At 67.9% G+C, this 22,570-nt stretch carries 15 protein-coding genes; 6 read left to right on the plus strand and 9 right to left on the minus strand.

Annotation, left to right across the window (positions count from 1 at the left end):
• Window positions 1-25 precede the first annotated feature (25 nt).
• Window positions 26-6,766, minus strand: a complete 6,741-nt coding sequence (locus AC51BJ_RS15895) for an SDR family NAD(P)-dependent oxidoreductase (RefSeq protein ID WP_496280978.1) — start codon at window positions 6,764-6,766, stop codon at window positions 26-28.
• A 701-nt stretch (window positions 6,767-7,467) separates the two neighbouring features.
• On the opposite strand from AC51BJ_RS15895, the gene AC51BJ_RS15900 reads away from it, so the two are divergent.
• From AC51BJ_RS15900 to AC51BJ_RS15910, 3 genes are all read left to right on the plus strand, one after another.
• Window positions 7,468-8,544: an SGNH/GDSL hydrolase family protein gene (locus tag AC51BJ_RS15900; protein ID WP_496280873.1), complete on the plus strand. Its 1,077-nt coding sequence runs from the start codon at window positions 7,468-7,470 to the stop codon at window positions 8,542-8,544.
• Between the two features lie 141 nt (window positions 8,545-8,685).
• A complete protein-coding gene (locus tag AC51BJ_RS15905) occupies window positions 8,686-9,915 on the plus strand; it encodes a cytochrome P450 (RefSeq protein ID WP_496280874.1) in 1,230 nt (409 codons plus the stop codon).
• 29 nt (window positions 9,916-9,944) lie between these two features.
• Window positions 9,945-10,976 carry a fatty acid desaturase gene (locus AC51BJ_RS15910; protein ID WP_496280875.1) on the plus strand — a complete coding sequence of 344 codons (1,032 nt, stop codon included), beginning with the start codon at window positions 9,945-9,947 and terminating at the stop codon, window positions 10,974-10,976.
• Here the strand turns inward: AC51BJ_RS15910 and AC51BJ_RS15915 are convergent, their stop codons facing one another.
• The gene (locus tag AC51BJ_RS15915) at window positions 10,977-12,335 is read right to left on the minus strand and encodes a chloride channel protein (RefSeq protein ID WP_496280876.1); all 1,359 of its coding nucleotides are present in this window, start codon (window positions 12,333-12,335) and stop codon (window positions 10,977-10,979) included. It abuts the gene before it with no gap.
• A 188-nt stretch (window positions 12,336-12,523) separates the two neighbouring features.
• On the opposite strand from AC51BJ_RS15915, the gene AC51BJ_RS15920 reads away from it, so the two are divergent.
• Window positions 12,524-14,110, plus strand: coding sequence for a gamma-glutamyltransferase family protein (locus AC51BJ_RS15920; protein WP_496280877.1), 1,587 nt, complete (start codon window positions 12,524-12,526; stop codon window positions 14,108-14,110).
• Window positions 14,111-14,409: 299 nt separating this feature from the next.
• Complete coding sequence (locus AC51BJ_RS15925) at window positions 14,410-15,486, plus strand: PEP-CTERM sorting domain-containing protein (RefSeq protein WP_496280878.1); 1,077 nt, start codon at window positions 14,410-14,412, stop codon at window positions 15,484-15,486.
• A gap of 68 nt (window positions 15,487-15,554) precedes the next feature.
• Here the strand turns inward: AC51BJ_RS15925 and AC51BJ_RS15930 are convergent, their stop codons facing one another.
• Window positions 15,555-15,998 carry a BLUF domain-containing protein gene (locus AC51BJ_RS15930; protein ID WP_304000802.1) on the minus strand — a complete coding sequence of 148 codons (444 nt, stop codon included), beginning with the start codon at window positions 15,996-15,998 and terminating at the stop codon, window positions 15,555-15,557.
• Window positions 15,999-16,113: 115 nt separating this feature from the next.
• On the opposite strand from AC51BJ_RS15930, the gene ylqF reads away from it, so the two are divergent.
• Entirely contained in the window at window positions 16,114-17,022 is a 909-nt protein-coding gene (gene ylqF, locus AC51BJ_RS15935) for a ribosome biogenesis GTPase YlqF (protein ID WP_496280879.1), read from the plus strand.
• Window positions 17,023-17,173: 151 nt separating this feature from the next.
• Here ylqF and AC51BJ_RS15940 read toward each other — a convergent pair whose 3' ends face one another.
• The 6 genes from AC51BJ_RS15940 to rfbB form a co-directional block, all read right to left on the minus strand.
• Window positions 17,174-18,496 (minus strand): FAD-dependent oxidoreductase, encoded by a 1,323-nt coding sequence (locus AC51BJ_RS15940; protein ID WP_496280880.1) that lies wholly within the window; start codon window positions 18,494-18,496, stop codon window positions 17,174-17,176.
• Window positions 18,497-18,506: 10 nt separating this feature from the next.
• The gene (locus AC51BJ_RS15945; RefSeq protein WP_496280881.1) at window positions 18,507-18,971 is read right to left on the minus strand and encodes a c-type cytochrome; all 465 of its coding nucleotides are present in this window, start codon (window positions 18,969-18,971) and stop codon (window positions 18,507-18,509) included.
• A gap of 165 nt (window positions 18,972-19,136) precedes the next feature.
• Window positions 19,137-19,688, minus strand: a complete 552-nt coding sequence (gene rfbC / locus AC51BJ_RS15950; RefSeq protein WP_496280882.1) for a dTDP-4-dehydrorhamnose 3,5-epimerase — start codon at window positions 19,686-19,688, stop codon at window positions 19,137-19,139.
• Window positions 19,688-20,569, minus strand: coding sequence for a glucose-1-phosphate thymidylyltransferase RfbA (rfbA, locus tag AC51BJ_RS15955; RefSeq protein ID WP_496280883.1), 882 nt, complete (start codon window positions 20,567-20,569; stop codon window positions 19,688-19,690). The genes rfbC and rfbA overlap by 1 nt, the downstream gene beginning before the upstream one ends.
• 20 nt (window positions 20,570-20,589) lie before the next feature.
• The gene (rfbD, locus tag AC51BJ_RS15960; RefSeq protein WP_496280884.1) at window positions 20,590-21,483 is read right to left on the minus strand and encodes a dTDP-4-dehydrorhamnose reductase; all 894 of its coding nucleotides are present in this window, start codon (window positions 21,481-21,483) and stop codon (window positions 20,590-20,592) included.
• Window positions 21,480-22,547: a dTDP-glucose 4,6-dehydratase gene (rfbB, locus tag AC51BJ_RS15965; RefSeq protein WP_496280885.1), complete on the minus strand. Its 1,068-nt coding sequence runs from the start codon at window positions 22,545-22,547 to the stop codon at window positions 21,480-21,482. Before rfbB ends, rfbD begins: the two co-directional genes overlap by 4 nt.
• Window positions 22,548-22,570: the final 23 nt, after the last annotated feature.

Here is a 22,570-nt window from a genome sequence, read left to right on the forward strand (position 1 = left end):
TTGGTCTGCGCGTGGTGGTCTGCGCTTACTGGTCTGCGGTGGCGCGCATGCCGGCGAGCCGGCGCTTCGCTTCGTCCGGTGTCATGCGACCGGTCTTCACGCGTTCGAGGATGTCGCGCGGCGACAGCGGCTGCGCGATGTCGGGCGCGGGCGGTGCAGCCGCTGTGACGACATAGGCCGCCACCGGCTCGGCGATCTGCGGGGCCGACGTGGCCGCGACCGGCTGCGCCCAGAAGCGCCGGCGCTGGAAGGCGGTGCCGGGCAGCGGTACGCGCCGGCGCAGCGGCGGCACCGGCTGTGCACTCCAGTCATCGAAGGCGCCACTGACCCAGGCACGCGCCAGCGCCGCGGGCTCGCTGCCCGCCTCTGCGGCCGCGTCCTCGGCGTCGGCCACGCCCTTGAACACCCCTGCCGGCAGCGTGGAGGCGTCGAGCTGCCAGAACTCGCCTTCCAGACTGGCGCGCAGCTGCGCCTCCAGCGTCCTCAGGTCATCGGCGATCACGGCGAGCCGGTTGGGCTGGGCGACGCGCGCCACACGCAGCGTCGCCGCCAGATCGGCCAGCGACAGCGCCTCGCCGCGTGCCAGCGCACGCTCGACATGGCGTGCCAGCGACTGCGCCATCGTGCGCAGCGTGTCCGGCGTGCGCGCCGACAGCACGACGATGTGCGGGCCGGGCGCGTCGGTGGCCGGTGCGCCCGGCCACTCCTCGACCACCAGGTGCGCGTTGGAGCCGCCGGCGCCGAAGGAACTGATGGCGGCGAGCCGCGGCAGCCTGTGGCCTGTCGCATCGCGCGGTGCCGGCCAGTCGGCCGCGGTGGCCTGCACGCGGAAGGGCAGCTTCGAAAAATCGATATTGGGATTCGCCGGTTCGCTGTGTAGCGACGGCGCCAGGCGGCCGTGCCGCATCTGCAGCAGCACCTTGCTCAGCGCGGCCACGCCGGCTGCGGATTCGAGATGGCCGATCTGCGACTTCACCGAGCCGATCGGCACCACCGCGTCATCCAGCATGCCTTCGAGCGCCATCGCCAGGCCGCGCAATTCGATCGGATCGCCCAGACCGGTGCCTGTACCGTGTGCCTCGATATAGCCCAGACGCGACGCCGGCACGCCGGCCGCGGCGAAGGCATCCGCAATCACCTCGCTCTGCCCGACCGGCGTCGGCACGGTGAAACCGGACGTGCGCCCGCCATGGCCGATGGCCGAACCGCGGATGACGCCGTGGATGTGGTCGCCGTCGCGCAGGGCGTCGTCCAGCCGCTTGAGCACCACCACACCGACGCCCTCGCCCGGCACATAGCCGTCGCCGCCGGCGCCGAAGCTGCGGCAGCGGCCGTCGCTGGCGGCGAACTGCAGTTCACTCAGCATGCGGTATCGATACGGGTGGGCCGACACATTGACGCCGCCCGCCAGCACCGCGTCGCACTCGCCGGCGCGCAGCAGCAGGCAGGCGGTATGCACGGCGGTCAGCGAGGACGAGCACATGCTGTCCAGTGCGAACGAGGCGCCGTTGAAACCCAGCGTGTAGGACACGCGGTTGGCGATCGAGGCATAGGACGAATTGGTCAGCGTGGCCGAGCCGCCGGCGCCGTAGTACTGGTACTCGCCGTACATGACGCCGGCCAGCACGCCGACGCGCGCCCGTGCACCGTCGCGCGACGGCGGCGACTGCAGGGTCTGCGGGGTGTAGCCGGCGTCCTCGATGGCCAGCCAGGATGCTTCGAGGAACAGCCGCTCCTGCGGGTCCATGCGTTCGGCGTCGCGCGGGGCGATGCCGAAGAACAGCGGATCGAAACAGTCGTGCTGGTCGATCAGCGCGGCCCAGCGTGCATAGGCACCGCTCTTCCCCGCCTCACCTTCGCGCCGGGTGAAGGCGGGATCGTCCGGCCAGCGCTGCGACAGCTCGCCGACGCAGTCCATGCCCTGCAGCAGGTTGTCCCAGAAGGTGTCGAGGTCGGCGGCGCGCGGATAGCGGCCGGCGATGCCGACGATGGCGATGGCCAGGCCGTGTCCCGCCTCCGCCCCCCGGACCCCGGTTTCCGGCTGCGTGCAGGGCGCCGGCACCGCAGGCACCCCCGCGGCAGCCGGCTGCGCAGCCTCCTCGGGCGGCGCAGTGGCGACGCCGACGAAGCGTGCCGCCGCCTCCGGCTCGGCCGACGCGATGTGCGCGGCGAGCGCCTGCACGGTGTCGGCTTCGTACAGCAGCGTCTTCGGCAGCGACGCGAAGTGCTTGTCCAGTTCACCATTCAGATCCATCACCATGATGGAATCCAGGCCCAGCGACTGCAGCGGCGTGGTTGGCGTGACGCGGGCGCGGGCGATGCCGCAGGCGCGGGCCAGCATGTCGCCCAGCCGGTTGCACAGGGCCTCTGCCGTGTCGGCAGCCGTCGCGACAGCGCGCACAGGCGCCGCTGCAAGCGACGGCCGCTCGGCCCCGGCCGGCCCGACTTCCAGCAGCCGTGCCACGCCTTCGCGCCGGCCGCTGCAGACGACGACACCCGCCGCCCCGCTCGCCATCGCGCTGCGCAGCGCCTGCACGCCCTGTTCGGCGTCCAGCAGTTCGAGGCCGCGCTCGGCCATCCATTGCATGACTGGCGGCGGCGCCTGCATGCCGCTTTCACTGCGCCACAGCGGCCAGGCCAGTGCCAGCGTGCGGCCACGCCGCCGCCCCTCCGCCACCGCCTGCGCGCGCAATTCGGCGTAGTCGTCCAGCCAGGCGTTGGCGTAGGCATAGACGCTCTGGCCGACATTGCCATGCGCGCCGGCCAGCGACGAGAACAGCACGAAGGCTTCGAGCGGATCGTCGCGCGTTGCCTCGTCGAGCAGACGTGCGGCGGCGATCTTGGGTGCGAGCACCGCCTGCCAGTCATCGTCGCCGTGTTTGACGAAGAAGGCGTCGCGCAGCACACCGGCCGCATGGATGACGCCGCGTACCGGGCCCAGCGTTGCACGAATCTGCTGCAGCGCGCCGTTGAACGAAGCGGCGTCGGTCACGTCGCCCTGCACGTACACCACCGAAGTGCCGTCACCACCGAGAGCGGCTACGGCACGTGCGCCCTCGTCATCCAGCGGACTGCGGCCGACCAGCGCGACATGTACGCCGCAGCGGGCCAGCCAGCGCGCGAAGGTGCGACCAAGCGCGCCCATGCCGCCGGTGATCAGATAGGTCGCACCGCGCGTCGGCAACCAGTCGGCCGTCGGCGCGTCCAGCCAGGCGAAACGTTCTTCCTCGATGCGCCCGTCGCGTACGCGCAGACGCGGCACCTGACCGGGCGACAGCGGGCGTGCCAGCACGGCGGCAATCGCATCGGCGCGACGGACCGGGTCGTCGCGCGTCGCTGCATCCAGCCCCAGCACGGCGGCCGACACGCGCGGCGCTTCCAGGTGCAGGCTCTTCAGCAGCCCGCCCATGGCCCCGTGGAAGCAACGCCCGTCGTCGGCGGACGGCGTGCCGACATAGACCAGCCGCAGCGCACGTGCGCCGAGCGCACCGACCAGCAGTTGCGCCAGCGCGACGAATCGCCGCACGTCGGCCTCGACCCCTTCATGCGAATTGCCGGCCATCCACACGACGGTCGCCGGGAAGGCGTCGCCGTGCTGCAGCAGTTCGAGCAAGGTGCGCCGGTGCGCGAGTTCGGCCGCATCCATGTCGATGCAATGACCTTCATGGAAGCGGAAGCGCTGCGAAGTCTCGATGCGCCATAGCGGCTGCGCCGGATGCAGGCGGCGCAGCCTGGCGGCAAGCCCGTCGAGACTGACGCCCGCCGCCCCCGCAAGCAGCATCGGCGACACCGGCGCGGCCGCATGCGCGCGGCTGTCGGCAACGGACCAGCGGCGCTGCAGCAGATGCAGCGGTGCGCTGCGGGCACCCTCCCAGGCGCGGAAGCAGAAGCCCTCGATATCCGCGAGCGGCGCGCCGTCGTCACCGCGAACCCGGAAATCGAAGGCGTGCAGTCCGGGTGCCGGGCTGCCCCGATACTCGATGCGCACCCGTGCGCGCCCCAGCAGCGGCGCATGCAGCACGAAGCGGCGCATCGAGAACGGCACGAAGGCGCGCCCGGCCGCCAGCACGGCGTCCGGCGCCAGCGCCACCGCGCACTGGAATACGCCGTCGAGCAGGGCCGGATCGATGCGGCCGACGTCATCGCGCGGAGTGACCGACAGTTCGGCGACGGCGTGTGACGCCTCGCGCATCAGCGCGCGTACCGGTTGGAAGTCAGGCCCATAGCGCAGCCCCATCCGTTCGAAGCGCGCATAGAAGGCGTCGCGGTCGAACGGTCCGGACGGCCCGCCGATGATGACCGGTGACGCCTCCGTCACTGCCGCACGCAGCGATCCGCGCAGGTGAGCCGCGCCGCTGTCCTTGCCGCCGCTGCGCACGGCGCAGCGCCCATCGGCTTCCAGCTCCACCGTCACGTCAGCCGGCGCATCGAGCACCAGTGGGCGTCCCCACATCAGGTCGCGGAACTCGATCGCGTCGTTGCCGGGCAGGCGCGCCGCCAGCAACTGCAGGAAGCCAGCCGCAGGAAAGACAGCGTGTCCATCGACCACGTGATTGCGCGCGCGCCAGTCGTCCGGCGCAATGTGCAGCGCACCCGCACCTGCGGGCGCTGCGCTGGCCGGCGCGGCGTCGAAACGCACTGCGGACGGTGTCTGCGCGCCGCCGATCCAGTGGCGGGTGCGGCGGAACGGATAGCCGGGCAGATCCAGCGGCTGCGGCATGACCGGCCCCGCCGTCAGCCACAGCGGCAACCACTGCACCGGCGCGCCGGACAGCCAGCGCGCGGCCAGCGCAAACGGGTCGCCGGTCCCTGCATCCGCCGTCACGGGGGCGTCGCCGACACCGGCGCGCTGCAGGTCACCGGTCGACAGCGACTGCAACAGTTCGGCCAGCGAGGCGGCGACGGCCAGTGCCCGGACGCGCAGCGGCGTGCGTCCGAGCTGCAGCGTCGCCGCGACGCGGGCGCGTCCGGTCGGGGTATCGAGTTCTGCCAGACGCGGCGCCAACCAGTCACGGAAACGCGCCAGCACCACATCGAGCTGTTCGTCGTCGCTGGCCGAGAACGGAAACACCGTGGCGATGGCGCCGCCAGCGACGTCCGCAGGTACATCGACCCACTCCTCGACGATCACGTGCGCGTTGGCGCCGCCAGCACCGAACGAACTGAGCGCGGCACAGCGCGGCTGCGTCTCGTCGGGCCAGGGCTCAGTACGCTGCGGAATGCGGAACGGCGTGCGTGAGAGATCGATGGCCGGATTGATCCGCGCCGAGTGCAGCGAGGCGAACAGCGTGCGCGCGCGGAACTGCAGCAGAAGCTTGGTCAGCCCGGCGACGCCGGCCGCCGATTCGAGATGACCGATATTCGCCTTGACCGAACCGAGCGCGCAGCGCTGCGGCCGGTCAGCCGCCCAGCCCGCCAGCAGGCCCTCGACCTCGACCGGATCGCCCAGCCCGGTGCCGGTGCCGTGCGCTTCGACATAGCCGATGCGGGACGCTGCGAGGCCGGCGCGCGCCAGCGTGTCGCGGATCAGCACACCCTGGCTGCGCGAACTGGGCACCGTGTAGCCGGTGGTGCGGCCGCCGTGCGCAATGCCGGTGGCGCGGATCACGCCGAGGATGCGATCACCGGCCGCGCGTGCGTCGGCCAGCCTTCGCAGCACGACGACGCCCACGCCCTCGCCCGGCACGAAGCCGTCCGCGGCGTCGCCGAAGGCGTGACAGCGACCGGTCGGCGACAGCATGCGCTGCTGGCTCAGCTGCACATACTTGGATGGATGCAGGTAAAGATTGACGCCGCCGGCCAGCGCCACCGCACATTCGTCGCGGCGCAGGCTTTCGCAGGCGAGATGGAGCGCCGTCAGCGACGACGAGCAGGCGGTATCGAGCGCGATGCTGGGGCCGTCGAAATCGAGCAGCCAGGACAGGCGGTTGGCGACCGACCACGGCATGGCCGTCGGCACCTGACCGCCGCCGCTGCGCCAGTGCGTCTCGCCGAGCAAGGGATAGGACAGCGTGGTGGTGCCGGCGAACACGCCGACGCGCGCGGCCGCTCCGGGCTGCGAGCGCGGCAGGCGCTCCGGCCCGAGGCCGGCGTGTTCCAGTGCGTGCCACGCGCACTCGATGAACAGCCGCTCCTGTGGGTCCATCACGTCGGCATCCACCGCCGACACGCCGAAGAAGGCCGAATCGAAGGCATCGACGTCGCGCAGGAAGCCGCCCCACTTCGACATGCTGGCCCACTGCGTGCGGGCCACCGGATCGCGGCTGAACAGACCGTCGGCGGACCAGCGTTCGGACGGCACTTCGCCGACGGCATCGACGCCGGCTGCCAGGGCAGCGGCGAACGACTCCAGGTCGGCGGCCCCGGGGTAGCGCCCGGCCACGCCAACGATCGCGATCGCCTGATCCATCGGCGCAACGCCGGCATCGGCCGGCACTTCGTCCAGCGTTTCCCACTGGTCGCTGAAGCGCGGCGCCGGGGCGACGTGCGTGGCAACCGGCGTCAGCGACGCCGACAGCCGCGCGGCCTCGCCGGGGAAGTGCGTGCGCAGATAGTCGTGGACATCGGCCACCGTCCTGCAGTCGTACAGGAAGGTCCTGGGCAGCGTCGGAAAGTGCGCTTCAAGCGCGCGCCCCATGGCCACCACGGACATCGACTCGAGTCCAAGTTCCTCCAGCGTGCCGTGCGGATGAATGCGCGATGCGTCATGCCCCAGTACATCGGCAAGTCGATCGATGAGCCACGCCAGCAAGTTGTCGTTCTGCAGTTCCACGCCGATCACCGCCCCGGTTCATGACACTCATCCGTGCGGAACGCACGGCGCCGGAGCGCTCAATAGCCATTACCGTGCCAGGGCTTTTATGCTTCGCTGCAACATGTGAAATGGCGCACGGAAGTGCAGTCCCACCAGCGCTCGGCCGGACCGGGCGCACGGACACGAAACATCGGCTGCGCAAGGAAAACGCATGTCAGATTCCGGAAGTGAAACAAGATGTCATGACAGGTGATTCACCCCGCGCACGGTGACGAATGACTTCGGCATCGAAGTTTGCAGTTGGACACAATCTGTCCAGCATTGCGACACATGTACTACTTTTAGCCTAAGACGATGCTCAAATAAATGCCTTTTTGATATCGCATTGACATTCGCAGGCAAATGATTCACGCGAGCACGGTCACGAATCGCCGGCCCTCGCCCCTCGCACGAAATCGTTTTCCACAGCCTTTCCCCGCTTCGATCCAGCATGCGGAGGCCCTGGTCACGGCGATTTCCGCCGCCCCGGCGGGTGCCCCTTCCTCCCCTTCCGATTCTCCTGGTGCGGCACTGCCGATGCCTCTGGCATGCGTATTGCTGACGCTGCAGCCGCGACCGGACGAACATCGATATTTGTGCGGCGCACACACAGAAATCCGGTCATGTGCGCCGTCGGCGAACGATCGATCCTCACCCATGGAAGGACATATCTGATGAGAAGGTTCATGTGCCGGCTGGCCATGGCGGCCGCGATTGCCGGGGGTGCGTCCTCCGTCTGGGCGGCGTCGCCGTACTCGGCGATGTACGCGTTCGGAGACAGCTTTTCGGATACCGGCAACCTGGTCGGTGCGCTGTCCACGCGGCCGGTCGAGGACGTGCTCGCCTGGTGGCCGCCGTTCGCGATCCCCGGCTACGCGGATGGCTTCTTCCAAGGACGCCCCACCAACGGACCGTCGGCAGTGGAACACCTCGCCGGCACGCTCGGCATCGGTCTGACCAACTACGCCTGGACAGGCGCACTGAGCGGTCACGGCAACGTGCTCCCCTTCGTGAACACCGCCTTCGGCGCGACCGGTCTGCGCGATCAGGTCGACGCCCATCTGTCGGCCACCGGCAGCGCCGATCCGGACGCGCTGTACTTCGTATGGGGCGGCCACAACGACTTCTGGGGCCTGGGTCAGGCGCTGCCCGCCTCGCTCGGTGACGACGCTCGTCTCGCAGCGCTGCAGCAGGCAGGCACGCTGGCCGCCCAGGACATCGCCGGCAACGTGGACGCGCTGATCGATGCAGGCGCACGCAACATCCTGGTGCTCAACAGCATCGCGCTCGAGTACGAACCGTTCTGGGCAACCACCTTCGCCGGCGATCCGCAGCTGCGCGCGCTGCTGCACGAGGGCGTCGACACGATGAACACCCGGCTCGACGCACTGCTCGACACGCTGGAGGGTACGCAGCCGGCCGTGAACCTGATGCGCTTCGACGCGCAGGACTGGTACGAGGACACGATCGCCGCCGTGCTCGCCGGCAATGCACCGGGCGGACTGACCAACGCCGCGTCCGCCTGTTTCGACTTCAACGGCAGCGCCTTCGCCGCCTGCGGTGCGCCGGACGAGCACTTCTTCTGGGACTCGATCCACCTCACCACCGCCGCCTACTCGATGCTGGCCGGCGAACTCGCCGGCGTCGCCGCCGCGCCGGTCCCTGAGCCGTCCGCCGCGTCCATGCTGGCCGCCGGCGGCGTGCTGCTCCTGCTGCGTCGCCGTCGCAACCAAACCGCGATGAGGTCTTGACCGCCGGAAGCACTTCGGGGAATGCACCCATCGGCGCCGTGACCTCGCGGCCGGCGCCGCCCTCTCCCTTCGTCGCCCCCCTTTACTTCCGATATGCATCCGCAGCCGCGGACCGCGATCGGCCTGCCGGAGATGCCGACCATGTTCGACCAGAATTTCATCGAGAACCCCTACCCGACCTACCGTGCGCTGCGTGAAGCCGGCTCCGCGCACTGGAATGGCGACTTCCTCGGCGGTGCGTGGCTGCTGCCGCGGCACGCCGACATCGCGCCCGCACTGCGCGACAGCCGCCTGAGCGCGCAGCGCAGCCATTGCTACAGTCTGCTGCTGCCGGAGCCGGTCCGGCCGGCCTTCGCCGAATTCAATCGCGTCTTCGGCATGTGGCTGCTGTTCCAGGACGCACCGGAACACACGCTGCTGCGCAAGCTGATGAACAAGGGCTTCGCACCGCAGGTGATGGACCTGTGGCGCGATGCGATCACGCGCACCGCCCATGCACTGATAGACCGCCTGCCCGCTGGCGGCACCGTCGACTACATGGGCAGCTTCGCCCACCCCTTCCCGGCGCTGGTCATCTGCGAACTGATGGGCGTCGATGCCCGCGATCAGGCGGAGTTCATCGAGTGGTCGGACGACATCGCCCGCTTCTTCGGCAACCCCGCCAGTTCGCTGGAGGTGGCCTATCGCGGGCGTGACAGCCTGCTGGCGATGACGCGCTATTTCGAGGCGGTGGTCGAGCAACGCCGGCACGCGCCCGGTGACGACCTGATCAGCCTGCTCATCCGCATCGAGGAGGACGAGGAAGCGCTGAACGGCGAACAGGTCGCGTCGCAGTGTTCGATGCTGATGTTCGGCGGCCATGAAACGACGCGCAACCTGCTCGGCAACGGCATGCTCGCGCTGCTGCGCCACCCCGACCAGATGCAGGCGCTGCGCGACGACCGCTTGCGCATTCCGAACGCGGTGCGCGAAATGCTGCGCTACGACAGCCCGGTGCAGTACCTCACCCGCATCGCCGCCGAGGATTTCGAGTACGCAGGTGCGCAGATCCGGCGCGGGCAGATGGTGGTGCCGCTGATCGCCTCGGGAAACCGCGACGAAGCACGCCACGCCGACGCCGACCGCTTCGACATCGGCCGCGCCGACACCGCCCACTTCGCCTTCGGGCACGGCCCGCACGTGTGTATCGGCACACGCCTCGCGCTGCTCGAAGCAGAGATCGCCTTCGACGCGTTGCTCGCCCGCTGCCCGCACATCGCCGCCGTCGACACCCGGCCCGAATGGCTGGCGAACTTCGGCTTCCGCGGCCTGAGCACGCTGCGCCTCGACATGCAGACCCAACCGGCCGACGCCGGCGCGGTCGCCGCCTGATGCCGTCCACTCATTTCAGGAGCCCTTCCGTGACCGAACGCTGCCCGACCCCGCTCGATGTCCGTTCCACGCTGCCCGACATCGCCTACGCCTACAGCCTGCCGCTCGGCAGCCTGCTCTTCCTGACCGTGGCCAGCCTGTTTGCCGGGCTGTGGACGCTGTCGCTGTCGATGGACAATCTGGCCCTCAAGGCGCTGTTCGGCGTCATGAGCGGCCAGGCCATCGGCATCATGTTCGTGATCGGCCACGACGCCGCGCACGGCTCGCTGACCAACCGCCCCTTCTTCGACCGTCTGTTCGCCACGCTGGCTTTCATGCCTTCGCTGCATCCGGTGTGCACGTGGAAGATCGAGCACAACAAGATGCATCACGGGTGGACCAATCTGAAGGGCATGGATCCGGTGTATCCGCCGATGTCGCCGGACGAGTTCGCCGCGCTGTCGCCGTGGCAGAAGCGCGTGCATCGCTTCTACCGCAGCATCTGGGGCTTCGGCTGCTACTACCTGTTCGACATCTGGTGGAAGGTGCTCATCCTGCGCCGCTCGGAAAACGGCAAGGAGATTCCGCCGGCCGTCGCGCTGGCCGACTTCGTCGCGGTGTTCGGATTCCTCGCCTTCGAGGTGTTCATGGCCTACCTGTTTGCCGCCGACGCGGCCGGGTTCGCATGGAACCTCGCGCTGTGCGTCGGGCTGCCCTTCCTGGTGTGGAACTACGTGATGACCTTCGTGACCATCCAGAACCACACCTACCCGACCATCCGCTGGTACGACAACCGCGACGAGTGGAACTACTTCCGCGCCCAGGTCGAAGGCTCCATCCACACCGAAGTGCCGGCCTGGCTGGATTTCTCCTTCGCCCGCGTGTTCCAGCACACCGCCCACCACGTCGACAAGAAGATTCCGCTCTACCGGCTGGTCAAGACCCAGGCTTCACTGGAACAGACCTTCAGCGGCAACGTGAAGAAGGTAAAGCTGACGCTGAAGGAATTCCTGACCGTTCTCAATGACTGCCAGATGTACGACTACCGCCGCCACGTGTGGATGTCCTTCCCGCGCGGCTGATCACCCGGGCGGCGCGGCATTGCGGGCAATCATGTGCCGCGCCACCGTGTGATAGAGCGGCTGACTGAAGAAGCGCGACACACCGGCCGACAGCAGCGACACCGCCATCAGGCCGATGATGACCGAATAGCCATCGACCATTTCCATCACGATGATGAAAGAGGTGATCGGCGCCTGCGTCACCGCGGCGAGAAAGCCGGCCATGCACAGCACCAGCAGCAGGCCCTGCGCCTCCTGCTGGCCGAGCAGCGGTGCGAGGTCGTGGCCGATGCCGGCACCGATGGCCAGACTGGGCGCGAAGATGCCGCCCGGCAGGCCGCTCAGATAGGCAATCAGCGTGGCGATGAACTTGACCGGACCGTAGTACCACGCGAGCTGCGTGTCGCCTTCGAGCAGTGCGCGCGTTTCGGCGTAGCCGCTGCCGAAGCTGACGCCGCCATTGACGAAGCCGAGCGCTGCCACCAGCAGACCGCAGGCCGCGGCGAACAGTACCGGACGGCGAGCGCGCAGATCGGCAAGCGGCCCGCGCCACGAGGTCGACCCGATGATGAGCATGCGCGAGAACAGCCCGCCGGCCACGCCGCACACCAGCGCGGTCACCGCCACGGCGAGCGCCATGTCGCGGTCACTGCCGGCGATGGCGATCTGACCGAAATAGCTGGCCTTGCCGAGAAAGGTCTGCGACACGATGCCGGCGAGCACGATGGCGGTGATGATGAGACCGCTCATGCGCGCCTCGACGCTGCGCGTCAGTTCCTCGATGGCGAAGGCGATGCCGGCCAACGGCGTGTTGAAAGCGGCGGCGATGCCGGCCGCGCCGCCGGCCACCAGCATGTGGGTGCGCGGAATGTGCAGCGCGCCGGGCAGCCAGCGATGCAGCACATTCATCAGCGAAGCACCGACCTGCACCGTCGGGCCTTCGCGGCCAAGCGAGAAGCCGCTGCCGACTGCGGCCACGCCGATGAACACCTTGCCGACGATGATGCGCAGCGTCAGCAGCGGTCGCCAGCCCGGCGTTTCCGGTCGGGACATTTCCGCGATGGTCTGCGGAATGCCGCTGCCCTCTGCACCGGCGAACCAGCGACGCGTGATCCATACGCACAGCGCGCCGCCCAGCGGCGTCAGCAGAAAGGGCCACCACGGGTGAGTCGCCGCGGTGTCACGGAACAGGTGCACCGCGTGATCCGAAAGCTGCGCAAAGCCGACCGCGAGCAGACCGACGCCGACCGCGCCGCCCCACAGTACGAGGCGCCCGAGCCAGACCTTCAGATAGGCGTAATGACGCCGGCGCAGGATGGGATTCTTCAGGCGTAGCCAGGCAGCGGTCAGCCGGGCACGCAATGTTTTCTGATCGGCCATGTCGGACGTCGTTGTCGGAGGTGGGCAGCAAGTTCGGCCAGGCGACGCAAGATGCGTGCCGCGCCATTCTGCCCCTTGCGCACGGGCGTTATGCCCTTTTGCCGCGCCGCAGATGCACGGCGGACGCGACTGATGCACCATAGCGGCGCACGGCGTTTCTTCGCGCCCACCCGAAACAGGAGCCAAACATGACTTCAAGCACGGGCGGCATCGCCGTCGCCCCCCACCGCCTCGCCGCAGAATCTGCGCGCGACGTCATGCGCGAAGGTGGCAACGCGATCGAGGCAATGATCGCCGCCGCTGCCACCATCGCCGTCGTCTACCCGCACATGAACGCGCTCGGCGGCGACGGCTTCTGGCTGATCGCCGAACCGGGCGAAGCACCGCGCGCGATCGACGCCTGCGGCGCCTCTGCCGCACTGGCGAGCCGCGCCTGGTACGCCGACCAGGACGTGCGCGATCGCATCCCGAACCGCGGCCCGCTGGCCGCACTGACCGTGGCTGGCACCGTATCAGGCTGGCAGCTTGCGTTGCAGGCAGCGGCCGAAGCCGGTGGCCGACTGCCGCTGTCGCGCCTGCTGCGCGACGCCGAACATCATGCGCGCAACGGCGTCACGGTGACCGAGAACCTGGCACGCAGTCTGCGCGTGAAGGAGCCCGAGGTCGGCCCGCAGCCCGGTTTCGCGCTGAACTTCATGCCGGACGGCGAGTTGCCCGCGGCCGGCAGCACGCTCTACCAGCTGCGGTTGGCCGACACGCTGTCGCAGCTCGTGCGCGAGGGTCTGTCCGATTTCTATACCGGCGAACTGGCCCGGCGCATGGCGTCGGCGCTGGAGCGTGCCGGCAGTCCGCTGCGGCTGTCCGACTTCGCAGCCCACCGCGCGCAATGGCGCACGCCGCTGGAGCTCGAGCACAGCCTGGGTCGCATCTACAACATGCCGCCACCGACCCAGGGTCTTCTGTCGCTGCTGATACTGGGGCAACTCGACCGACTCGGTCTGAAGGGGCTGCACGGACAGTCGGTGGACTACATCCACCGCGTGGTCGAAGCGACCCGGCAGGCCTTCCGCATCCGCGACCGCTATCTGACCGATCCGGCGCGAATGCGTGTCGACGCGCAATCGCTGCTGTCACCGGAATGCCTCGACACCCTGGCCGACAACATCGATCCCGAGCGCGCCGGCGGCCGCGTCAACACGGCGCCCGGCGACACCGTCTGGCTCGGCGTCGTCGATGGCGAAGGCCGTGCGGTGAGCTTCATCCAGAGCATCTATCACGAGTTCGGCAGCGGCGTGGTGGCCGGCGACACCGGCGTGCTGTGGCAGAACCGCGGCATCAGCTTCTCGCTGCAGGCGGGCGCGCTGAACGCCCTCGACCCCTGCCGCAAGCCCTTCCACACGCTGAATCCACCGATGGCGCAAATGAAGGACGGACGCACCGTGGTGTACGGCAGCATGGGTGGCGACGGTCAGCCGCAGTTTCAGGCCACGGTGTTCACCCGCCATCTCGTCTTCGGTGACAGCGTGCAGGACGCCGTGTCGGCTCCACGCTGGCTGCTCGGCCGCACCTGGGGTTCGGCCAGTGAAACGCTGAAGCTCGAGTCGCGCTTCGCCCCCGAGGTGTTCGAGCAGCTGGCCGCGCGTGGCCACGCGACCGAATCGCTCAGCGATTTCGACGACAGCGCCGGACACGCCGGGCTGATCGTGCGACACCCGGATGGTCGCGTCGAAGGTGCATCCGACCCGCGATCGGATGGTTCAGTCGAGTACGCCTGAGCGCCCCGGCGCACGACGCCCGCTGCCGATCCGAAAGCCTGGCGATCCGGCGAGCCCCGGCCTCGGCCGGCCGAATGGAGTCCGGTGGCGCGTTAACCCCTACTTAATGCATGGTTATTGTCCGTGCAGGACGATGGCGGCAGATCGTGGTCGCGTCACGGGACGACGACACGCATTGTCCGGTCGGACAGTGCGCGTCGTTCGTTATTGACACGTTCCGCGGCAGGCACAGCGTATTCCCGGGTGGGGAGCCATCCACGGAAAGCGCTGCCCCCACACTTCGGCACGAGGAGAGCGCCATGCACAGAAAATCATCGAACACCGCGCGCTGGATCGTCGCCGCGCTGCTGGCCGGAGGCACCGGCGCCGCACTGGCCAGCCCGACCTTGTACGGCAGCCTGAGCAATTTCGACGTCTATAACGACACCGGTTCTGAGACGCACGGCTTCGAGATCGAGTTGCATGGCGTGTCGGCGGCAGACGTCAGCTACACCTTCGGCGGCGATTACAACCGCTACGGCAGTCCGCGCATCGACAGCTTCGCCGATGGCATCTTCGTCCGCTACCTCAGCGCCTATGACAGTGCCCGCGGCGTCTTCCTGGCCGCAACGCCGGTGCCGGGCAGTTTCTCGCCGACCGACGGTCACAGTTGCTGGTCAGGTGGCGGTGCCGGCTATGCGGGGAGCGGCTGCGAACACTTCGGTCTCGGCCTCAACAAGAATGCGACCAGTACGCAGTACCGCTGGCTCAAGGGCGACGCGGCCACCGGTCAGATCAGCGCGGTCGGCAGCAACGTCCTGATCGCCGCGCCGGCGTGGCAGGTCGTCGATCCCGCACCCGCCGACCCCGGCCTGCCGCCGGCTCCGCCGATCGTACAGGCGGTGATCGCACCGGAACCTGCGGAAGACCGCGAGCAATATGGGGTGGCGCAGTGGGTCAAGGTCTACACGACCGAGATCGAGCGCGAAGTCGAACTTGAAGAACTGCTGAGCGACAACGCGGTCGTGCCGCGCGAACAGTCGGAAACCGAAATCGAGTGGGTGCTGTTCCAGGCCAAGCCGGCAGACAAGGACAACGGCGAGGGTGACGAACTGCTGCTCGAAAAGCCCCTGGCCGCCGATGTCGACGACCGGAAGTCGGTCATCCGGCGCTACGAGTTCTACGAGTATCTGGGTGCCTACAATCCGGAGGACCATGAGGCTCAGCCCTTCGACGAAGCAGACCCGGTCGGTGCCGGCGAAGTCGGCCGCTACATCGGCGCGCAGATGGCCGCCGCCAACCTGATGGCAGCACCGGTGCCCGAACCGTCGACCTGGCTGTCGATGATGGCCGGCCTTGCGGTGGTCGGGCGGATGTGTCGCCGCCGGATCCGCTGACGGGCCAGCGCCGGACGGGATCTGTCGCAGCAGGCGTTGTCGCGGCTACCGTCGGCAGGGGGTGCGCCTCACGCGCTCGGGCGTTCTGCGCGCGCCGTCTTCCAGCGTGCCACGCCGAGCAGTTCATGCAGCAGCGCCTCGACCGAGGCCGTGCTCATCGCGTAGGGGTCGAATTCGGGGCGCGGGCAGTACTTCAGGAACAGCGCGCGGTTATCGGCCGTGTAGCCGACATATCCCATGGCCCAGTCGGCGAAGTCGCGCGCCGTGACCTCGGTGAAACCGAGAATGGCCGGATCGCGATGACGCGGGTCGCCGACGATGCGGTGATAGACCTCGTTCACCTCCCGCCGCCCGCCTTCCAGACACTGCAGGAACACGCCGCCGGTGTAGCACAGCGCCCCGGTGACGCCGACGCGCGCGTTGTTCGCCTGCGAGCGGGCGAGGATGTGGTCGATGTCGCCGGGTGCGAGGCCGTCGCGGACCTTGCTGGCGTAGATGAGGCGGACGAGCATGGCGGTCTCCTGTGAAGTGTCCGCTTCGACCACATCAGGCGTTCCGGTGTTTCAGGGCGATGCGCGGCGTCGACCGGTAGAATGGCGACCTTTCCCGCCGCCCCGCCCGCCTCACATGTCCATCCAGTGGTTCCCCGGTCACATGACTGCCGCGCGCAAGCACGCGACCGACGCGATGAAATCGATCGACGTCGTGGTCGAGGTGCTCGACGCGCGCCTGCCGGAGGCGAGCAGCAATCCGCTGATCCACGCCATCCGCACGCACCGGAACCGGCCGTGCCTGAAGCTGCTGAACAAGGCGGATCTGGCCGATCCCGACGTGACCGCGGCCTGGCTCAAGTTCTTCAACAGCCAGCCGAACACCAAGGCGGTCGCCATGTCGGCGCGCAAGCCGGGCGACGCCGGACGCATCCAGTCGCTGGCGCAATCGCTCGCGCCACACCGCGACGACAATCTGAAGCCGCTGCGCGTCATCATCATGGGCATACCGAACGTCGGCAAATCGACGCTGATGAATGCGCTGGTGAAGAAGAAAGTGGCCGCCACCGGTGACGAGCCGGCGATCACCAAGAGCATCCAGCGCATCCATCTGAACCCGCGGCTCACGCTGTACGACACGCCGGGCCTGATGTGGCCGAAGATCGAGCACGAGAGCGATGGCCTGATGCTGGCCGCCAGCCATGCCATCGGTCGCAACGCAATCATCGACGAAGAGGTCGCCACCTTTCTCGGCAATCTGCTGCAGGCGCGTTACCCGCAGATGCTCACCGCGCGCTACGGCTGCACGCCCGACATGGACGGCGTGGCGGTGATCGAACACATCGCCGCGCGCCGCGGCTACCGTATCAAGGGCGGCGCACCCGATCTGGAAAAAGCCGCGTTCACGCTGCTGCAGGATTACCGCGACGGTCTGATCGGCCGTGTGAGCCTTGAAACGCCGGAAACCCGCGCGCAGATGCTGGCCGAGGACAAGGCCGCGAAGGCGGCCAGGGCTGCTGCATCCGCGGAAGACGACAACGCCTGAGGGCCGCTGTCCGCGGCCGCGGAAAGGCGTTCGTGCCGCGTCGGCGCGGACGTGGCGCGGCGGGGCATGACCGCCCGGCCCACCGCATCAATCCGGCGCGTAGCGGCCCACGCTTGGAATGCGGTGCAACACCGGTCGGCCACGACCGCGCTCAGGCAAAGGTGTCGTCGAACAGGCGGGCCGCCCATTTCAGCATCTGTTCGAAGTTGTCCTTGCTGCGCGTCGGCGCTTCACCGAAGGACGCGTCGACCCGCTTCATCGATCCGCTCGCTGCATCGTAGGCAAAGACGGCATTCAGCCATGACGCCGTGTCGTAGGTGATCGGGCTGAAACAGGCGGAATTCGCCACTACGCTCTGCATGCGCACAGGTTCGTCCACCGGCCAGCCATTGATGAGCCGGACGATCGCGTCGGCACAAATCTTCGCCTCGGAGTTGGCGATATGCCCCGCTTTCGGCAGACCGGTGCCCTGCGCATCGCCGATCACATGGATGCGCGGCGCCGCCGTCGACGCGTAGGTCAGCGGATCCACCCCGGCCCATCGGCCATTCACGTTCACCACCCCGATATCGTGCGCGAGCCTTGCCGCGGTATTGCGTGGAATGACGTTCAGCACGTCGGCCCGCCAGGCGGTCTCGCCATCGAGGCCGTCGCTGACCCAGGCCAGCTTGCGACCGCCCTCGAAGCTCACGCGCCTGACTTCGGCATTCGGGACATACTCGAGCCGACCGGCATACAGCTGCGCGAAGGCCTGGCGGAACATCAGAGGTTCGGCCTGAATATCTGTGTTGGCATCGAGCAGGACCAGCTTGGACCGGGGTTTCCTGCGCTTCAGGAAATCGGCGATCACGCAGGCGCGCTCATACGGCCCCGGCGGGCAACGGTAAGGTGACCGGGGAATGCTCATCACGACCGTGCCGCCATCACGCATCGCGTTCAACTGATCGCGCAAGGTCTGTGTCTGCGGACCCGCCACCCACGCATGCGGTACCAGGATCTGCTGCTCGGGTGTCTCCAGGCCCGGTACCCGATCAAACGCGATACCCGGTGCAATCACCAGCCGGTCGAAATCCAGGGTGATGCCGCTGGCGAGTTCCAGCTTACCTGCGTCCGGATCAGCCGCCACCGCGCGGTCAGCCACCACCTCGATGCCGTAGCGCTGCTTCAGCTTGTCGTAGCCGAATCCCAGACCTGCCAGCTTGATCCGGTCATTGAGGACCAGATTGCTCAGGATGCAGGAAACGTGACGTGCATTCGGCTCGACCAGCGTCACCGACACGCCGGCGCCGCCCCATTGCGCGATGTACTTCGCTGCGGTCGCCCCGCCAAAACCGCCGCCCACCACCACGATGCGCGCCGCGGCGGCACGGGCCGGCTTCGGAATGCCGGCCGCCATCCATGCTGCGGCACCGCCCAGCGCCCCCAGAAAACCGCGACGATCCAGCGGCTGCTTGAACACAGTCTCGAAAGTCATGTCGGCGCCCTCAGCTCGATTTCCGTACGGTCGGCCGCTTCGCGACTGCCTTTTTCGTTGACGCTTTCCGTGCCGACACCTTCTTCGCACTTGCGTCCTTTGCCTCCTTGTGCCCGTCGCGACCTGGTTCGTACTCGCTGCCCGCGCCGTGTGCGCCTGCGGCCGGCGCGTAACGGACGAACCAGTCGGCGATGCGTCGTATCTGGTCGTCCGTGTAGCCGCGTGCCTGCATATGCATGATGTCGAGCTCCTTGCTTGTAGCCCGCATCTCGTTCAGCTCTTCGGAAATTTCGGCGGCCGTCTCACCATTCAGACGATCAAAGCCGCCTGTGCCGGACGCGTCCGCGGCATGACAACCCAGGCACTGGGACGCCAGCAGCCGGTCATCCTCAACGGCGGCCCCGACGCCGAACGCGCTGGTCGCCAGACCGCCCGCCAGCGCAATACGTGCCAGCCTCTTCTTCAGGTCACTCATGGGAATCCTCCCGCATAGAGAACGAGGAAGATGCTCCCACCCGGCGCGATCCCGGGTGTTAACCAGGGATTACCGCGCGGATTAAATGACGTTCATGTTGTAGACAGCTTCCGGCCGGCACGCGACAGGCGCAGCGTGCCTCCCGATCGCCGCCCCGGCACCGGATCAGAGGTTCTCGAACACCTCGCACTCACCGAGCGGCTTGCCCGCCAGATCCTTGGCCGACAGCAGCGGCTCACCGTCGAGCGGCCACTGCACACCCACCGTCGGGTCGTTCCAGGCGAGGCTGCGCTCGTGCTCCGGCGCGTAGTAGTCGGTCGTCTTGTACAGGAAATCCGCCGACTCGCTCAGCACGTAGAAGCCGTGCGCGAAGCCGGCCGGCACCCAGAACTGGCGGTGGTTCTCGCCGCTCAGTTCTACGCCGTGCCAGCGGCCGAAGGTGGGCGATGACCGGCGCAGGTCGACCGCGACGTCGAACACCCGCCCCTGCGACACGCGCACCAGCTTGCCCTGCGGCTGCTGCACCTGGTAGTGCAGTCCGCGCAGCACGCCGCGTCCGCTGCGCGAGTGGTTGTCCTGCACAAAGTCCAGCTTCAGCCCGGTCACCTCGGCAAAGGTGCGCGCGTTGAAGCTTTCCATGAAGAAGCCACGGGCGTCACCGAACACCTTCGGTTCGAGCACGAGCAGCCCGGGGATACCTGTTTCGATCACCTTCATCAGAACACCTGTTCGTCGATGATGCGCAGCAGATACTGGCCGTAACCGCTCTTGGCCAGCGGGGAGGCGATCTTCTTCAGCTGGTCGGAATCGATCCAGCCCTGCCGCCAGGCGATCTCTTCCGGGCAGGAAATCTTCAGGCCCTGGCGCTTCTCCAATGTCTGGATGAACTGCGCCGCCTCGATCAGCGAGTCGTGCGTGCCGGTGTCCAGCCAGGCGTGTCCGCGACCCATCACCTGCACTTCCAGTTCGCCACGCTCGAGATAGACGCGGTTGAGGTCGGTGATTTCCAGTTCGCCGCGCGGCGAGGGCTTCAGAGACTTGGCAATCGTGCTCGCCTCACCGTCGTAGAAATACAGCCCGGTCACCGCGTAGCGGCTGCGCGGCTTGGCCGGCTTCTCTTCCAGACTGATCGCGCGTCCGTTTGCGTCGAACTCGACCACGCCATAGCGCTCCGGGTCGGTCACGCCGTAGGCGAACACCGTAGCCCCTGCCTCGCGTGCGCTGGCCGACTTCAGGTCATGCGCGAATTCGTGGCCGTAGAAAAGGTTGTCACCGAGCACCAGCGCCGAGGGGCCGCCACCGATGAAGTCCTCGCCAATGATGAAGGCCTGCGCCAGACCATCCGGGCTGGGCTGCACCGCATACTCGATCCGCATGCCCCAGGCCGAACCGTCGCCCAGCAAGGACTGGAAGCGCGGCGTGTCCTGCGGCGTCGAAATCACCAGTACGTCGCGTATGCCCGCCAACATCAGCGTCGACAACGGGTAGTAGATCATCGGCTTGTCGTAGACCGGCATCAGCTGCTTCGATACCGCGATCGTCACCGGGTGCAGGCGCGTGCCGGATCCACCGGCCAGTACGATGCCCTTGCGTGTCATGAGGGTGCTCCTGATTCTGTTCAGAGGATTTCGGCCAGCATGCGGTCCACGCCCTGCTGCCAGGGCGGCAGCACGAGACCGAAGGCCTCCCGCAGCCGACGGGTATCGAGCCGCGAATTGAGCGGACGCGTGGCCGGTGTGGGGTAATCGCTGGTCGGGATGGGCAGGATGGCGTCCGGCGCAACCTTGATCGCGTGACCGGCCGCGCGCGCGCGTTCGATCACATGGGTGGCGTAACCATGCCAGGACGTTTGGCCGGCAGCCACGCAGTGATAAAGCCCGCCCAGTTCGGGTCGGACGCGCAGCGCGCGCGCGGCGTGTGCGCTGACGTCGGCCAGCAGTTCGGCGCCGGTCGGCGCGCCGATCTGGTCGGCGATGACGGTGAGCCGTTCGCGCTCCTTCGCCAGTTTCAGCATGGTCTTGGCGAAGTTGCCGCCGCGTGCAGCATAGACCCAGCTGGTGCGCAGGATGAGGTGAGTGGCGCCGGACGCTGCGATCAGCTGCTCGCCCTCCAGCTTGGTGCGGCCATAGACGCTGAGCGGCCCGGTCGCCGCCGTCTCGTCGCGCGGCACGTCACCGCTGCCGTCGAACACGTAATCCGTCGAGTAGTGGATAAGGTGGGCGCCGAGTGCCTTGGCTTCCTGTGCGATGCGTCCGGGCGTGGTCGCGTTGATCAGGCGCGCCAGATCGACTTCGCTCTCGGCCTTGTCGACCGCGGTGTGCGCGGCCGCATTGACGATGAGATCCGGTGCCACACGGCGCACGGTTGCCGCCACGGCCTCCGGCTGACTGAAGTCGCCGGACAGATCTCCGGTGCTGTCGAAGTCCAGCGCAATCAGCTCACCCAGCGGAGCGAGCGCGCGCTGCAGTTCCCAGCCAACCTGTCCCCCCTTGCCGAACAGCAGGACTTTCATGCCGACGCTCCGCCGTACTGCTTGCTCACCCAGTCGCGATAACCGCCGCTGAGCACGTCCTGCACCCAGGTCTGGTTGTCCAGATACCAGCGCACCGTCTTGCGGATGCCCGTGTCGAAGGTTTCCGCCGGCCGCCACCCCAGTTCACGCTCGATCTTGCGCGCGTCGATCGCGTAGCGCCGGTCGTGGCCGGGGCGGTCCTTCACATAAGTGATCAGCCGTTGGTAGGGGCCGGCGGCGTCCGGCTTCATTTCGTCGAGCAGCGCGCACACCGTGCGCACGATGTCGATGTTCGGCTTCTCGTTCCAGCCGCCGATGTTGTAGGTCTCGCCCAGACGGCCGCGCGCCAGCACTTCGCGGATGGCCGCGCAGTGGTCCTTCACGTACAGCCAGTCGCGCACCTGCTGCCCGTCGCCATAAACAGGCAGCGGCTTGCCGGCCAGCGCATTGACGATGATGAGCGGGATCAGCTTCTCGGGAAAATGATACGGGCCGTAATTGTTCGAACAGTTGGTGGTCACCACCGGCAGGCCGTAGGTGTGGTGCCAGGCGCGCACCAGGTGGTCGCTCGCCGCCTTGCTCGCCGAGTAGGGGCTGTTCGGTTCGTAGGCATTGGTTTCGGCGAAAGGCGGGTCGGTGGGCTTGAGCGAACCATAGACCTCGTCGGTGCTCACGTGGTGGAAGCGGAAGGCGGCCTTGTCGTCGCCTTCGAGTGCGCCCCAGTAGCCACGGGCGGCTTCCAGCAGCGTGAAGGTGCCGGTGACGTTGGTGCGCATGAATTCGCCCGGGCCGTGGATCGAGCGATCGACGTGCGACTCGGCGGCGAAATGCACGATGGCGCGCGGATGATGCTGCGCGAGCAGGCGGTCTATCAGTTCGCGGTCGCAGATGTCGCCGTGCACGAAGACGTGACGCGCGTCGCCATCGAGCGACGTCAGGTTGGCGCGGTTGCCCGCGTAGGTCAGCGCATCGACATTGACGACCGGCTCATCGCTGCCGGCCAGCCAGTCGAGAACGAAGTTGCTGCCGATGAAGCCGGCACCGCCGGTTACCAGGATGGTCATGATGCAAACGCCTGTGCGATTGT

The sequence above is a fragment of the Methyloversatilis sp. S146-33 genome (genome assembly GCF_059552495.1).